The 15,413-nt window shown below is 45.3% G+C and carries 12 protein-coding genes and 1 pseudogene; 10 read left to right on the forward strand and 3 right to left on the reverse strand.

The window, feature by feature from the left end; genetic code table 11:
- Nucleotides 1-88: 88 nt before the first annotated feature.
- Complete coding sequence (locus QF049_RS02280) at nt 89-961, reverse strand: helix-turn-helix transcriptional regulator (RefSeq protein ID WP_307534537.1); 873 nt, start codon at nt 959-961, stop codon at nt 89-91.
- A gap of 684 nt (nt 962-1,645) precedes the next feature.
- On the opposite strand from QF049_RS02280, the gene QF049_RS02285 reads away from it, so the two are divergent.
- The 7 genes from QF049_RS02285 (at nt 1,646) to QF049_RS02315 (ending at nt 9,936) form a co-directional block, all read left to right on the forward strand.
- Nucleotides 1,646-2,830, forward strand: coding sequence for an LLM class flavin-dependent oxidoreductase (locus QF049_RS02285; RefSeq protein WP_307543072.1), 1,185 nt, complete (start codon nt 1,646-1,648; stop codon nt 2,828-2,830).
- A gap of 254 nt (nt 2,831-3,084) precedes the next feature.
- The gene (locus QF049_RS02290) at nt 3,085-4,320 is read left to right on the forward strand and encodes an ABC transporter substrate-binding protein (RefSeq protein WP_307543074.1); all 1,236 of its coding nucleotides are present in this window, start codon (nt 3,085-3,087) and stop codon (nt 4,318-4,320) included.
- Between the two features lie 3 nt (nt 4,321-4,323).
- Entirely contained in the window at nt 4,324-5,196 is an 873-nt protein-coding gene (locus QF049_RS02295; protein WP_017687487.1) for a carbohydrate ABC transporter permease, read from the forward strand.
- A 49-nt stretch (nt 5,197-5,245) separates the two neighbouring features.
- Nucleotides 5,246-6,061, forward strand: coding sequence for a carbohydrate ABC transporter permease (locus QF049_RS02300; protein WP_307534539.1), 816 nt, complete (start codon nt 5,246-5,248; stop codon nt 6,059-6,061).
- A 113-nt stretch (nt 6,062-6,174) separates the two neighbouring features.
- A complete protein-coding gene (locus tag QF049_RS02305) occupies nt 6,175-7,392 on the forward strand; it encodes an MFS transporter (protein WP_124116114.1) in 1,218 nt (405 codons plus the stop codon).
- 252 nt (nt 7,393-7,644) lie between these two features.
- Nucleotides 7,645-8,691 carry a cell wall hydrolase gene (locus tag QF049_RS02310; RefSeq protein WP_307534543.1) on the forward strand — a complete coding sequence of 349 codons (1,047 nt, stop codon included), beginning with the start codon at nt 7,645-7,647 and terminating at the stop codon, nt 8,689-8,691.
- A gap of 483 nt (nt 8,692-9,174) precedes the next feature.
- Nucleotides 9,175-9,936, forward strand: a complete 762-nt coding sequence (locus QF049_RS02315; RefSeq protein WP_307534545.1) for a DUF2935 domain-containing protein — start codon at nt 9,175-9,177, stop codon at nt 9,934-9,936.
- An 816-nt stretch (nt 9,937-10,752) separates the two neighbouring features.
- Here the strand turns inward: QF049_RS02315 and QF049_RS02320 are convergent.
- On the reverse strand, nt 10,753-11,205 hold the full coding sequence (locus QF049_RS02320) for a hypothetical protein (RefSeq protein ID WP_307534547.1): 453 nt from the start codon (nt 11,203-11,205) through the stop codon (nt 10,753-10,755).
- 916 nt (nt 11,206-12,121) lie between these two features.
- Between QF049_RS02320 and QF049_RS02325 the strand changes: the two genes are divergently transcribed.
- The 3 genes and pseudogenes from QF049_RS02325 to QF049_RS02335 form a co-directional block, all read left to right on the forward strand.
- The gene (locus QF049_RS02325; protein ID WP_307534550.1) at nt 12,122-13,000 is read left to right on the forward strand and encodes a prohibitin family protein; all 879 of its coding nucleotides are present in this window, start codon (nt 12,122-12,124) and stop codon (nt 12,998-13,000) included.
- A gap of 214 nt (nt 13,001-13,214) precedes the next feature.
- On the forward strand, nt 13,215-13,967 hold the full coding sequence (gene yaaA, locus QF049_RS02330; protein WP_307534552.1) for a peroxide stress protein YaaA: 753 nt from the start codon (nt 13,215-13,217) through the stop codon (nt 13,965-13,967).
- A 275-nt stretch (nt 13,968-14,242) separates the two neighbouring features.
- A pseudogene (locus QF049_RS02335) lies at nt 14,243-14,344 on the forward strand (transposase); the annotation flags it as partial.
- Between the two features lie 220 nt (nt 14,345-14,564).
- On the opposite strand, the gene QF049_RS02340 reads toward QF049_RS02335, so the two are convergent.
- Nucleotides 14,565-15,320, reverse strand: a complete 756-nt coding sequence (locus tag QF049_RS02340; protein ID WP_307534554.1) for an SDR family NAD(P)-dependent oxidoreductase — start codon at nt 15,318-15,320, stop codon at nt 14,565-14,567.
- Nucleotides 15,321-15,413: the final 93 nt, after the last annotated feature.

Raw genomic sequence — 15,413 nt, forward strand, 5'->3', positions numbered from 1 at the left:
ATTTGGTAGAGGCGACATCTACACAACCGTACACAAGGCGTGGTGCATGAGGCATGGATTATAGGCTGGGGAGCGAAAGGTCGCTCCCTCATTCTTTCGTGCTCTCCGATGTGCGATAGCGATTGGGCGGCAGACCGACTTGCTTTTTGAACGCTTTGGAGAAGGAGAACAAGTCCGGGTAACCTACGGAATGAGCCACTTCGGTTAAGCTTAGTGGAGTCTGCACGAGCAAACGTTTGGCCTGATTCATTTTCAATTGTTGGATATATTGCACAGGGGACAGACCATAGGCTTTGCGGAACTGTTTGGCAAAATGGGTTCGATCCACACCCGCATGAGCGGATACCCCTTCCACGGAGATGCCGCCTGCAAAATGAATGTCCATGTATTCCTTGCCTTTCTGGAGCCAAGGTGTGGCTGAATCCGGTTGCAATCCTTTGGTTGCAGGGGAACGGGCGATCCGGTCAAAGAGGCTTAGAAAACGGGTGAGTCGCCCCAGATCACTCGCTCCATCCTGCGGTTTGCGAACATCCTCCATGAACGAGCGCATGGCACTTGCAGTCTCCGGGGTAAGTACACCTGAACGGTATGGTAAGTCAGGTGTAAGTCCGATCCGAGACAATAGTTCGGCTGCGTATGCACCATCAAAGGCGATAAATATTTTCTGCAACGTATCCTCTGGGTCTGTCCAGTACTCATGGGTAACATGTGGAAACAGACAGAACGCATCCCTGGCTCGAAGGGCGTGACGCTGTCCGTTCTGTATGAATGTACCTTCCCCCTCCAGTACAAACAGCAAATAATAATAAGGCGTAGTGCGCGGGCCAATATGATAGTTGGTTTTGGCTATATTACGGCCAATGCGAATCGGCCAGGCGCCACCAGCTTTCTCGAATTCAGATGGAGTGAAGAAAATAATATCCAAAAACTCATGGTGGTCCTCCTTCATACTCTCGGTCATCAGGAACACCTCTTTAATGTATAAGTATCGTAGATACGATCTAAAAGTTTCACTTACAGATGTAGTTTAAAAAGTCCACTTTTGATTACGAATCATGCCAAGTGGCATTATCAACATCGAAGCTGAAATTCAGCCGAAATAAGCGGGAGGCTTACGAAGTATGTTTCCTTTGGAAACATTGTGGTTGCTCACGTAGTTTTCCTACGCTCCGCTACTCTATTTCTAACTTCATCCCATCTTCTCGTTACTGAAAACCAGACTTTTTGAACACGTATTTAAACCTATTATACAGGTGGGTTTTATGCATATTCAAGATCAGGAAGACCTAAATCTGAGAAAAGACCACAAAATGACAAAATGAAATTGCCGCGAAATGACATTGATCACAGACAAATCAATTGATATGATGTCCATACCTATTAAACCAAGTTAATTAATCGGTATTTGAGTTTGATTATGCCTAATAAATCAATTTAAAGAATGACACGACAACGGAGGGGACAGAAAGAACCTGAAGAAGCGAAGCGGGCGCCTTTGTCACCGGATTTTCCCATGAAAGGGGAATTAAAAGAAATCTGGGGACAAGAGTGCTCGAAAGGTTTTCTGTAACCGAAGGCTTGAGTGAAACATTTTTAGAGCAATTTATCATAGAAGGGATTGACTTGTGTGAGCGAACAGGAAGAAATGGAGTTTGGATGGTTTTTGCCTACAGCAGGGGATGGTAAGTATGTAGGGGTTGCCCCGGAGCGGGAGCCAAGTCTGGATTATCTGATTGATGTGGCACAGACGGCGGAGAAGGCAGGATTCGAATTTGTACTGATTCCGACAGGGGGAGCGTGTCTAGACGCATGGGTGGTCGGCTCAGCTGTGATGAGCCACACGAAGACATTGCGTCCACTTGTTGCCATTCGCCCGGGTTTGGTTACACCCGTACTTGCTGCACGCATGGGAGCGGCATTGGATCAGCTATCTGGTGGTCGCGCCATGATCAATGTGGTTACAGGCAGTTCTGTTCGCGATCTGGAGGAACTTGGCGATCCACTGGCACATGCACATGATGAACGCTATGTGCGGGCGAGCGAGTATATGGAAGTCATGAAGCGTTCATGGACCCAATCGACGGGACTGAATCTGACGGAGTTTGCCGGAAGTGGTTCAAACTCTGGTGCAGATGCACTCAGCGATCCCAATCCTGAATTCAACGGCCAGTATTACAACTTCAAAGGACCAGTAGGCATGCCGGAGACGGTGCAAAATCCACATCCACCATTTTATCTGGGAGGAAGTTCACCGATTGCGAAGAAGGTCGCTGTTGAACATGCAGATACGTTCCTCATGTGGGGCGAGCCTCATGACTGGATTCAGGAGCAGATCGAAGAGATTGAGGTCATTCGTCAGCAGGTGAAAGAGGAAACGGGACAGGATCGTCAGCTCCGTTACGGCATGCGTGCTCAGGTGCTCATTCGGGATACTGAAGAAGAAGCATGGGCAGCAGCTTGGGAGATTATTAGCAAAGTACCACCAGAAGCGATTGAGAAAGCCAAAGCCGCTTTTGCCGAGACGGATGCAACCAACCAACGCAGACAGAACGAGCTACGGGAACTGTCCGAGAAGCAGCAGTTTGTCGTAGGTCCCAACCTGTGGACAGGCTTGTCCGTTGTGCGCTCCGGCGGTGCAATCCTTATTGTGGGTACAGCTGAACAGGTCGCAGAGCGTTTGATGGAATATGGAGATCTCGGCGTTACAACCTTCATTCTGTCCGGTTACCCGCATCTGGAAGAGGCAGAAATCTTCGGACGGACCGTGATGCCCATCATTCGCGAGAAATGGAAAACAAGACAGAAGCAACATTCAGTTACTACCAACTAAATAAGTTCAACTAATCTTTTTATACGAAAACGGAGAGGACAGAACCGATCTGAAGAAGCGAAGCGCTCGCCTTTATCCCCGAATTTTAACCATTAAAAAAATGATTCAAAGAGATTCGGGGATAACAGCGATCGGAAGATGGTACTGCACTCGGAGTGCGCCGTGTAAAAACTTTCGTGCAACTTACATTAATCATCCTCAGGAGGTCGTCTTTCGTGAAAAAAAATAAAAAATTGCTCCTACCGCTCGTCAGTATGCTGGTCATGTCCATCCTGCTGTCGGCTTGCGGCGGCGGGGATAACGCGTCATCTGGTGAGAACGGCTCCTCGGGTTCAGGCAAAGTTACGATCAGCTTCATGCACTGGCGTGGAGAAGATGTGGAAGCACTGAACAAGAGCATTGACGCATTTGAGACAGCAAATCCAAACATTAAAGTGGAGATGCAGACACTGCCTTCCGATCAATATCAGTCCACCGTACAATCCAAAATCAGTGACGGTTCGGTAGGAGATGTATTTGCTTCCTTCCCGGGTGCACAGTTTGAAGCCTTTACCAAAGCCGGATTGTTCACGGATCTGACCGGATCATCGTTCCTGTCGGCCTACAATTCGAAGCTGATTGAATCAGGACAGCACGATGGCAAGCAATATGCAATTCCGTATCAACTCGTATATAACGATCCAATCTATAACGTAAAACTGTTTGAACAATATGGCTTGACGCCGTCGACCGATTGGGAAGGCTTCCTGGCCCTTTGCCAGAAGCTGAAAGACAATGGCATCATTCCAATTGCCTTTGCCGGAGCGGACATTGGTCCGGGCCAATTCATGAATACGATGGTGATGAACAATGCGCCAAGTGACGACATTTTTACAAAAGTTGAAGCGGGCGAAGCGAAACTGACGGATGAGTTTTGGGTGAAAACATTGACTCAAATCAAGGAACTGAACGATAAAGGTTACTTCCAACAGGATGCACTGGGTACCAAAGACCCTGCGGCGGGCGCACTGTTTATCCAAGAGAAAGCAGCGATACTGGCGAGTGGCTCATATCAATTGGCTCAGAACAAGCAGCAGAATCCTAATCTGGAGCAAAAACTGCTTGCACCAATTACGGTAAGTGTCGATCAAGCGAAGTATGAAGGAGTGCATACGACGACATTCATGCTCGCTGTGAACAGCAAGTCAAAACATCCGGAAGAAGCGAAGAAGTTCCTCGAATTCCTGAGCAATCCCGATGTAGCAAGTGACTACGCCAACCAGACAGGACAGAATGTAACGGTAAATGATGTGAAGTACGATACGCCTGAACTTCAGGTAGCCGGAGAATGGGCGAGCAAAAAGACCGTGTTCCAGCCACGGTTCACCATCCTGAACGGAGATAATCAAAAAGCAGTAACCAACTCCATTCAGGCTGTGCTGAGCGGCACTTCTCCAGAGGAAGCAGCACAGCAGGCACAAGCGATCATTGATCAGCATATCGGGAAATAAACGATGAAAAACCGTCTTCAGCTATCCCTGTTTCTGATCCCTGGGTTGCTGCTGTACGTTGGATTGTTCGTATTTCCTACATTGACGGGGCTGTTCTATTCCTTTACGGATTGGGATGGGGTATCCCCGTCGTATGCATTTGTAGGGCTGGATAATTACAAGGACAGTCTCAGCAGCATCGTATTCCGCAAAGCCTTTGGCAATAACGTGGAGTTCATGTTAACGGTTGTTATTGCACAAACCTTTATTTCACTTGTCCTGGCGCTGCTCCTGGTACGCAATACCAAGACACGCATTGTGCTTCGGGCATTGTATTTCCTGCCAGCGATTCTGTCATCCGTATCGGTCGGACTGATCTGGGCATTTATGTATGATCCATCCATTGGATTGATCAATTATGGGTTGAATGAGGCGGGGATGAGCAGCATCGCTCGTAACTGGATTGGTGATCCGAAGATCGCGATCTATTCCATCGCTGCGGTACAGGTCTGGGCCCATGCTGGCCAGATGATGATTGTATTCATCGCAGGTCTGCAAGGCATCCCAGCAGAACTGTATGAAGCGGCTCGCATGGATGGCGGCAGCAAATGGCAGGTATTCCGTACCGTGACCTGGCCACTGCTGGCACCTTCGGCAACGATTGTTGTGGCCTATACGACCATTCAGTCGTTCAAGGCATTTGACCTCATTTTCACCATGACGGACGGAGGCCCGAACTACGCAACTGAAATTTTGACAACCTATATCTATCATACCGCCTTTGGCAGCTATTCATTTGGTCTGGCTTCTGCCGGTTCAATGATCTTCCTGGTGTTGCTCGCGCTCTTGACGCTGTTGCAGTTCAAGGCACTTCGTGCCGACCGGGTAAGCTATTGAGGTTGATGTTGGATCATTCATCCTGCAACCGAGGCAGAAGGGAGTTCACATGTTTTTAAAATGGTTCAATCGCCTGATCTTATTGGTGTACGCGCTGCTGATCCTGGTGCCGCTGTACTTTGTATTTGTATCCTCGTTCAAAACAAGCAGCAACTTCTTCACCAGTCCGTTCAGCTGGCCGGACCCGTTTACGTGGGATAACATTACTGGCATGTTCCGCAATCAGCCGATGTGGCAATATTTCGGAAACAGTCTGGTCGTGACGCTCGGTACGGTTGCAATTGAGTTATTGCTGAGCAGCATGATTGCTTATGCCATTGTCCGCTGGGGTGGCAGCGTAGGCAAAATCGTGTTTGCTCTGTTCGTAGCCGGTCTGATTGTTCCTTCCCAAGTGAGCATGCTGCCGATCTATTCCCTCACGCGTACGCTGGGCTGGTCGGACAGTCTCACGGGATTGATTGTCGTATCTGCCGCGATGCTCATGCCTGTCTCAGTATTTATGCTGACAGGTTTTATGCGCATGCTCAATTCGGAGATTCTGGAAGCGGGCAGTATGGATGGAGCAAATGAATGGAGACTCTATACACGGATTGCACTGCCACTGGCTGCACCTTCGCTGGCTGCAACGGCTACGTTCCTGCTCGTCATGGTATGGAATGACTTGCTTATTCCGATGTTGATGCTCAGCAGTAAGTCCAAGCTCACTTTACCGCTTGCGCTTATGCAGTTCCGCGGGGAATACGTGACGAACTATCCGATGATGCTTACGGGTGTGCTGGTAACGGCCATTCCGATGATCGCGTTGTTCCTTCTGCTCCAGCGTTACTTTGTTGCAGGTCTGACAGCGGGTTCACTCAAGGGGTAAGGTATCGCAGAAATCGGAAGGAAAAGCTTATTTTGCATTGATTTCTGGAGCATTCTGCATAATAATGATTTAGTGTCAGGATGACTACATAGAGATCAAGGGAGCTATAAGTGATGAGCAAACTGGAAGTATTGCGGAATCCCAAGCAGCGCAAGCTGCTGTTCAGTGCCGGCATGAGCTGGCTGTTTGATGCGATGGAAGTGGGAATGATCTCCTTTATCGTGGCTGCACTTGCCAAGGAATGGAGTCTCAGTCCCGGACAAGTCGGCGTGCTTACGAGTATTAACTCCATCGGTATGGCGCTAGGTGCTTTGCTTGCAGGTGCACTTGCGGACCGATTTGGACGGAAGGCCATACTGATGTGGACCTTGCTAATCTTCACGATTGCAAGCGGTCTATCTGCACTGGCGACTGGATTCGCCGTATTGTGTGCCCTGCGTTTGGTTGCGGGTATTGGACTTGGTGGAGAGCTTCCCGTGGCATCCACACTGGTATCGGAGTCGATGCCTACAGCGGAACGGGGACGTGCCGTTGTATTATTGGAAAGTTTCTGGGCAGGGGGCTGGATTGTATCGGCGCTCATTGCCAACTTTGTCATTCCGGAGTACGGATGGAGAATTGCTTTTGCCATTGGTGCGCTTCCGGCGTTCTACGCATTATATCTGCGTCGTGCCATTCAGGACCCGCCGCGGTATAAGAATCATGCCAAGCTTCGTAAAATCACGTTCCGCGAGAAAGTGGCTACCGTCTGGTCAGCACCACATCGCCGTACAACGTTGATGCTCTGGATTTTATGGTTTACCGTCATTTTCTCTTATTATGGCATGTTCCTGTGGTTGCCTTCGGTTGTGATGGCCAAAGGATTTACGTTGGTTAAAAGTTTCCAATACGTGCTGATCATGACGATCGCGCAGTTGCCAGGTTACTTCACCGCGGCGTACTTCATTGAACGTTACGGTCGCAAGTTCGTACTTGTTGTCTATCTTACGTTGACTGCGTGCAGTGCGATTGCGTTCGGACTCGCAACCACGGAAGCAACGATTCTGGCTGCGGGAATATGCCTCTCGTTCTTCAACCTGGGTGCCTGGGGTGGATTGTACGCGTACAGCCCGGAATTATATCCGACTTCCGTTCGTTCGACGGGTGTCGGTCTTGCCACATCGGTAGGCCGGATCGGTGGCGTACTTGCTCCACTGATGGTCGGTATGCTGGTTCAGCGTGAAGTGGCAATCAGCCTGATTTTCACGATTTTCTTCGTGACAATCCTCATTGGCGCAGCGGCAGTACTGTTCTGGGGCCGGGAAACGAAGGGTCAGGAACTGGCCGAGTAATTGTCAATAAATACAACGTAACTTTTGTACGGGTCTGCCTGCCTACGGAAATAACAGGTTGGACAAGCGGTATAAGGTTGATACAAGAAGGGGCATGACCATGGTGTGACCATGGGCTCATGCCTCTTTTTGTTATGTTCAGCGTCGTTTTTTCACTGCGTCATCGGTCCGATAGACTTCATTTTTTCTATATCCTATAATGACACTCGGGATGTCCAACTGTGTGGATTCAGAAAAGTGGAGGTAACTGGAATGATGAAGAAGTATAAGCAGATGGCACAAATGAATGAAACGTCTCGTGTGAATACAGTAAATGGAAGCCAAAATAACGTGATTGACATGGTGCGTGCACATATGAATAACGACATACATGTAACGTACAGCGATAATAACAGTAATGAACTGAGTCAGATGAACGGAATGTATGATGTGTATGTTGTGGACGAAAGTAAACCTATGAAAGAGATGGAGGTCACTAATATGATGAATAACATGACGATTACAAAAAACATGGACAACACGGGAAGCGAGAATGCACTGATTAGAACCAGTAGTACAGATGAAGGATCTGATGTGCGGACGTTTGCTGACAACATGGAACCTATCATTGTCAGTCGGAAAGTCACTCATGGAAAGGGGAAAACGGCTGGCAAAAGAGCAGGGCGGGTCAGCATGCTTCTCGGTACCTGCGCATTGACTCTGGGATTGACCGTGGCAGCTCCTTCTGCGGGAGCACAGAAGTTGGAACAGGGCGTTCGTAGCGAGCATGTGCTGCAATTGCAGGAGCAATTAAGCGATCTGGGCTACTTCGATGCTGGAATGACTGGATATTACGGTACCATCACCAAAGGTGCTGTTCGCAAGTTCCAACAGGCGCAGGGACTGAGTGCAGACGGTATTGCAGGCCCGGCAACACTGAACAGGCTGAACAAAAAGGCCAAAGCTGAGGGTGAGACACTACGCCAGTTAGCGAAGCTAATCCATGGTGAAGCGCGTGGGGAATCTTTTGAAGGGCAAGTCGCTGTTGGGGCGGTTGTTCTAAACCGGGTGCATTCGAGTGCATTCCCATCATCGATCTCCAAGGTCATTTTCCAGAAAGGTCAGTTCACGGCTATAGACGATGGCCAGTTTAACACCAAGCCAACCCAGACCTCTTACAGGGCTGCTCGCAAAGCTCTGAATGGCGCTGATCCGACGAACGGAGCACTCTATTATTACAATCCGAAGATTGCCACTTCGGTGTGGAGTAAGAGCAGGCCGACGCTTCTGACCATTGGGCAGCATGATTTTACGAGATGAGATAAGTAGAGGAATTAAGAGAAATAATTGTAAATATTAAATTACCCCCGGCTATGCCCTGCTGAATGCAGACGCGCCAGCCGGGGGTTTGTTAGTTTGACAGCTGAAACGTTAAGAAGTCTGCTTTGCAGAAAGTGCTTGACGAGGCGTTGCATGTTTTGGTGATGAGCCGTGTAAGCTTTATGTGCACGTTTAGCTAAGAATATTGGCGGACAGGTAGCGACAAATAAACCAGCTTGCGTTGTTCAAACTCTGGTTTTTAAATGTTAAAAGACAATTGTTTTGTTAAAAGTATTTAAATTCAATTTATTAATCATGATTTTTATTTTTCGGTAGCATATTGAAACATTGCATCCCCATATACTCTGCTATCATGGCATATTTAAATGGTCTACTTATTAATTGTGCTGAAAGGTGGGATAAGGTTTGTCGGATCCTTTTGTTGTCAAATCATTAGACGAAATACGGTTTTGGTCACGCATTATGAAAGAACATTCCTTTTTTCTTCGACTGGGATTTAGGTGTGAAGATACGCAGTTAATTAATGAGGCTAATCAATTCCATGCAATCTTTGAGGATATTGAAAGAAGATCACATTCTTTTCAAGCAGATACGGATCCGCAAACCATTAGACAGTTTAATTTAGAAGTTCACAATGCGGCTGCGCACATATGGGCATTTAAAAGAAAAGTGCTTGGGCTTATACTACGGTGTCAGCTTCCGGGGGGAACCAATTTCCCTTTGCTTGTGGATCATGTTAGCCGAGAGGCCAATTACTTTAGAAATCGGTTAGAGGAACTCAATAGTGGGAGACTTGAACCATTACCTGATGCGATTATCGATGAGAATGTATTTTTCCTCAAAATCATGGCAGACCATGCAAAATTTATAGGTCATCTTCTTGATCCATCCGAGCGAAAATTAGTGGAACAAGCAAGGGAATTTAGTCAAGATTTTGATACGCTGATGTTTCAAGCCATCGATTTAAGTTCCATGCGTCCACAATCGCAAACCCATCCCTTACTAAGTCAATTTGTTGATGAAAACCGCGTTTCAGTTCAATCGTTACGAGACTTTAAGAAGACTGCTCGCGACTTAATTGAGGAGTGTCGAATCAAAAGTATCATTCACCCCTTATTAGCAGATCACGTTTTTCGTGAAGCCGAAAGATTCTTATTTGTTCTTGACATGTTCGATCAGTCATTGTCTGGCATGAAGGTAAACAAGAAAGAAATCATGCATTAAAATACATTGGATGGCAGGCCATAAAGTGAAACCTCCGGCTCGCTGCTCAATGCAGAAGCGTTGCCGGGGGTTTGTTTAATTGAGCGAAACTGCTGAATATTACTTATTTATGTGATGTGGTATGCACGTGGCAATGGATGTGTAGATAGTTTAGTTTTATCCCTTCCAATCACAGCTCTAATGTCCGAAGGGTATCAATTGCGAGACGCTTACTTACCAGAGCATACTCATTACTATTTGATTACAATACTTATGGAATAAATCTAATCATGGTCATTGTTGTTCCTACGAGCAGACTTAAATTTTTGATTATACTACCCATATCTATACTATTATTTTTCATCATGATATATTTTGGTGTTCTAGGGCGGTTATTCGGCACGTAGATCAGGTCCGGGGACTTGACATTGGATGAACCTAACCAATTCTGTACAATGAATAACGAAAACACAACATAGAGTAAGGATGGATCAGCTTGATACGGATTATGATTTCACCTGCCAAAAAGATGAATATCGAAACGGCTCTTATGGCTTGGACGCTCAGGGTTATGGATAATGAGACCGCAGCGATATATATCGAATAAAAGGCAATCGGCTAGCCCTATGACTTGAATGCAGAGTTTGATTTTAGATATATATATTTTATAGAACTGGGGTTGGAAGTATTGAAAGAGATAGAGCTAAGTAAGGAATCCGTTTACTAAATAACAAACGGAAATAAAGGGGAGAGCTAATGAATTCTAGCACTCCCCTTTTTGCGTTCAATAAATGAATGAGAAGAGGGGGAGATTTTTCCGAAATTAGCTCATGACTATTAATCATTGGAATAAACAGTAGCATTGAAACTTTCGGGCCCCAGGCGCAGGTTACTAACACTGTAAATTGGATTAAAGGTAAATGTAGCGTATACAGAATAAATAAGTTGGCCATTTCCTGGTGGTGTCACATTATAATCCGCACCAGTAAAGCTTAATACGCAAGGACTAAAGAACGGGTTGGCCTGAACAATAGTACCCGCACGATAAACAAGCTGCTGTGAATTGCTCAATCCTCGATACACTTCTATGACAAGATCCCCGTTAACAGGAAGCTGATCAGCGGTAATTTCGATAATACCCGAAAAAAGCGTCCGTATGACCGTTCCTGGATTATTTACTTGTAGTCCAACCTGCGCGAATAATAGTGGGACTCCATTCGTGAAGCTGGGTGTTAAAAGGTTCTGTCCGTTCGAGCCTTGGGAAGTCCGTGCATCTAAGGTTTTGACCATTGGATGTCCTCCTTCCATAAAGATTCATATAGAAATTGAAGTTAATCGTCGCTATATGCGACAGCATTAAAGCATTCCGGTCCAATACGGGTAGCTTGTTCCATCCCGGATGCTGGTACAAATGTTGCATAGCAAGAATAGATTAATTGACCATTTACAGGGGGAGGAACATTGTAATCTGAACCTTCGAAGCTTGCGAGTATACTGTTGGTGGAAGGGAATACAGGTTGGGAAACGACATAAATAGGTTGGCCTGTATTGGTGGATCCCCTGAATATTTCCAGGCGAATAGTAGAGGGCAACGAAGATAAACTGGCCACTGAGAATCGATAGGTCCCATTAAACTGAGTACGGATGAGTGGTCCCGGATTAACAATGTTGAGTCCCAGGATCCCAAGAAGAGTAGGAGTGTTAGATGGAAGTGGGATGTTGAGCGGAGTAATGCCTGTGGACGCAAGAGAAGTACGAGCGTCAAGTGTACGAACCATTTTCATTCCTCCAATCTATTATATTTAAATATCATATGTTGTTTATTTGAAAGAGTTGTCCGCTTAGTGGCAAGAAGTTACAGCTCCTGTACAATGAATAACGACAAAAACAACGGTCTCATACATATATTGTGAGGATTCTGTTGTCACGTTGTAGAAATTCTGGGGCTACAGGAAGCGACGCTGAATATCATTGAAACCTAATATGAATTTACAAAGTATATATAAAGGAGGATATAATTAGTTGGTTATAAATTTGTACTCGGTTACATCCATAGAGGGGAGGACGAATATGCCATTTATTGGGGGAATCATTTTAATCTTGATCCTAGCATTTATTCTATGGGCATTAATGATCCCGCTATTCAATAAAATAGGTAGTAGAATTCTGAAGAAATACAATAAATTCAAACAAGAGGAGAATGGTAATGAAAAATTCAAAGACGTTTAGAGTAGGGGCAATAACAGTTGCATTCGTTATTATTGTAGGAGTATTACTGGTGACCTTCTTCGTCACACGAATTCCTAATGGTTATGTTGGGGTCGTGTATTCACCCAATGGAGGGGTAAAAGATAGCACACTGAGTCAAGGGTGGAAACTGGTTGGAGCGTTTGATAAAGTAACCAAATATCCGATCCGAATTCAAACGGTGGAATACAGAGATATTCAGATTGCTACGTCTGACGGAAAAAACATCACAATCGATTTTGCTTACAACTACCAAGTAGAACCAAGTAAAGTATCTTCTATTTTCAACACATTTGGGCCAATTAGCATTCAAGAAATTGAGGATACATATCTCAAAACACGTTTCCGTGACGCAGCTCGTAAAGGTATTTCCAAGTTTACAGTAATTGATGTTTATGGTGAAAAGTCATCCGAAGCAGGAGTAGACGTGCAACAACGTTTTTCTGATGACGTTAAAGAATTAGGCTTTATTGTATCAAACGTTACTGTAGGTGTTCCTCAACCTGACGCCAAGACTCAGGAAGCAATCGATAAACGTGTCGAAGCTTCTCAAGAACTGGAACGTAAAACGACTGAACTTGAGATCGCCAAGAAAGAAGCAGATCGTAAGCGCGTGGAAGCGCAAGGTAATGCAGACAAACTATTGATCGAAGCAGAAGGTCAAGCTAAAGCAAATAAAGAGCTTCAACAATCATTATCGAGTCAACTCGTTGAATATGAAACCATCAAGAAATGGGATGGAGCCCTTCCATATGTAAGTGGGTCAAATACGCCAATGATTCAATTGCCGACTACAAAAACAGAGCAAAATAGCGGCGCGGGGAGCGTATCTCCCTAATTGCGGTTTGAAATGCACACCTTGCTTTCTCACCAATTGAATGTGTTGAATTCTAATGAACAAGCCGGTCCAATCGTGGGCTGACTTGTTCATTTTGAGTCTTTTCAAAGGTACTATGAGGGATTTAGTTAAGCCTTGGCATTGGATTCGCCTGTCCAATCCTGTACAATGGATAACGACAAAAACAACGGTAGATTAAGGATGGATCAGCACGATGAGAATTATCATATCACCAGCTAAAAAGATGAAGATTGATACCGATCTTATGGCTATCGCGCAGATGCCGCAGTTTATAAACGAGTCAGAACAGCTATTGAGTCTGCTAAAAGAGTTATCCTATGACGAACTCAAAGCGATGTGGAAGTGTAACGATGCAATCGCCGAACAGAACGTGGAGCGGATTCAGAAGATGAATTTAAAAGCAAATCTGACACCAGCAATATATGCCTATGAGGGCATTCAGTATCAATATATGGCTCCGGGTGTTTTTCAAGATGAGGAACTGGCGTATCTTCAACAGCATTTACGTATTTTATCCGGTTTTTATGGCATGTTGCGGCCTTTGGATGGGGTTACACCTTATCGGTTGGAGATGCAGGGCAAGCTGCAAGGTCCGGGCTTCAAATCGCTCTATCAATTCTGGGGCAGCAAGTTGGCAGATCAACTTCAAGCGGACAGCAACTGTATTCTGAATTTGGCTTCCAAAGAGTATAGCAAAAACATCACGCCTTTTCTGAGCGAGGAAACTCGCTTTATCACTTGTGTTTTTGGACAAATGGTTGATGGGAAGCTTGTTGAAAAGGCAACCCGGGCCAAAATGGCTAGAGGTGAGATGGTACGATATATGGCAGAGCGGAAAATTACAGATGTGAGAGATGTAAAAAGCTTTGATCGGTTAGAGTTTGTTTTTTCAGAAGAGAAATCGGATGAGAGTACGTATGTGTTTATATATAGAGAGGAAAAGTAGTTTGTACTATGTGAGCAAATTATAAGGATAAGTGCTTTTTACTAAAAAGTCGCCATCCGGCGGCTTTTGTTGTATCCAGCAACCTTTTGGAGGATGCTCTTACGAGTATCATTTACCGCCGAAAATTGACTAGTTAATCAGATTGATTCCAAATGTCATCGAAGTATAAAAGGAAAATAGTCCTTATAATTGAGAACTAAATTACTATTACCGCTTTATCAGCTTCTACGGAGGAGAGCGTAAAATATATTGTGTAAATAGAAAAAGGAAGACCTTTTCACAGCTTTCCCAAACCGATCTGGAGAAGCCTGTATTCGACGCATCTGATCGAATTGTTTAACAAGAAAATCAAGAAATACACGAACCGGAAAGAGCAATGTAATACTACTCTTGCGAAAATAAATAAAAAATGCTCATGGCCAAATTCGATTAGAATGAAAGTTCTCACAACTTTTCACACCAGTAGAATTCACCATGAGCTAAACAAACCCTAGTTTAATCGAGCGTAGCAGCTAGCGGAATTTTCTATAAGCAGAGCAAGATCAGTGTGGAACTCCGCAGATATGCCATTATTCAGAACGTGTTGTCCTTACATTATTAAAGCAAATGTCCGCCAGACACTTCAATGTCCTGGGCTGTAACCCAGCCGAAATCATCGGACAATACATTCACAATGACCTTCGCAAGATCTTCGGGTTGTCCGATTCTGCCAAATACAGATTGCTCAGCCAGCGGCTTAATAAATTCAGGTTGTTTATCGAATACTCCATCGCCGAAATTGCTGTGCGTAGGACCAGGAGAAACCGCGTTGACCCGAATTTTGCGAGGTGCAAGTTCTTTGGCGATATAGCGAGTCCAAGTTGAGAATGCTGCTTTTAACGAGCCGTAGGTGGAGTATCCTGGAAATGCGTGGTTCTTGGATGAACTCGTGGTATTTACGATGGCTCCAGCATCATTCATGAATCGGACGAGGTGTTGTGTTAGAAAAACCGGTCCTTTAAAGTTCGTATTAACAATCTTGTCGAAGTACTCTTCGCTCATCTCATTGAACATCGCTGGCCCACCAACACCGCCATTATTAACTAAGTAATCAAAAGTCGTGCTGTCCCAAATTTCTTTAAGGCTCTGTTTGACTTCTAGAACGAAACCTTCGAATGTTGATATTTGAGTCAGATCCAACTTCAGTGCTACAGCCCGAACTCCGTCGTTCTTCTCAATTTCCTTAACGACAGCTTCCGCCCGGTCCTTATAGGAATTGTACGTGAGAATGACGCTAATTCCGCGCTTACCAAGCTCAAGTGCCGTCGCTTTTCCAATACCATTACTTCCACCTGTTACAATCGCAATTTTCATAAAATCCTCCTTATTTTGTGTTCGATCTGTCTTAAATTTTAGTCGCATCTGTTGAAATAATATAGATCTAATAATGCCTATTGGTTGCCTAAA

Source organism: Paenibacillus sp. W4I10, assembly GCF_030816325.1.
GTDB lineage: Bacteria > Bacillota > Bacilli > Paenibacillales > Paenibacillaceae > Paenibacillus > Paenibacillus amylolyticus_B.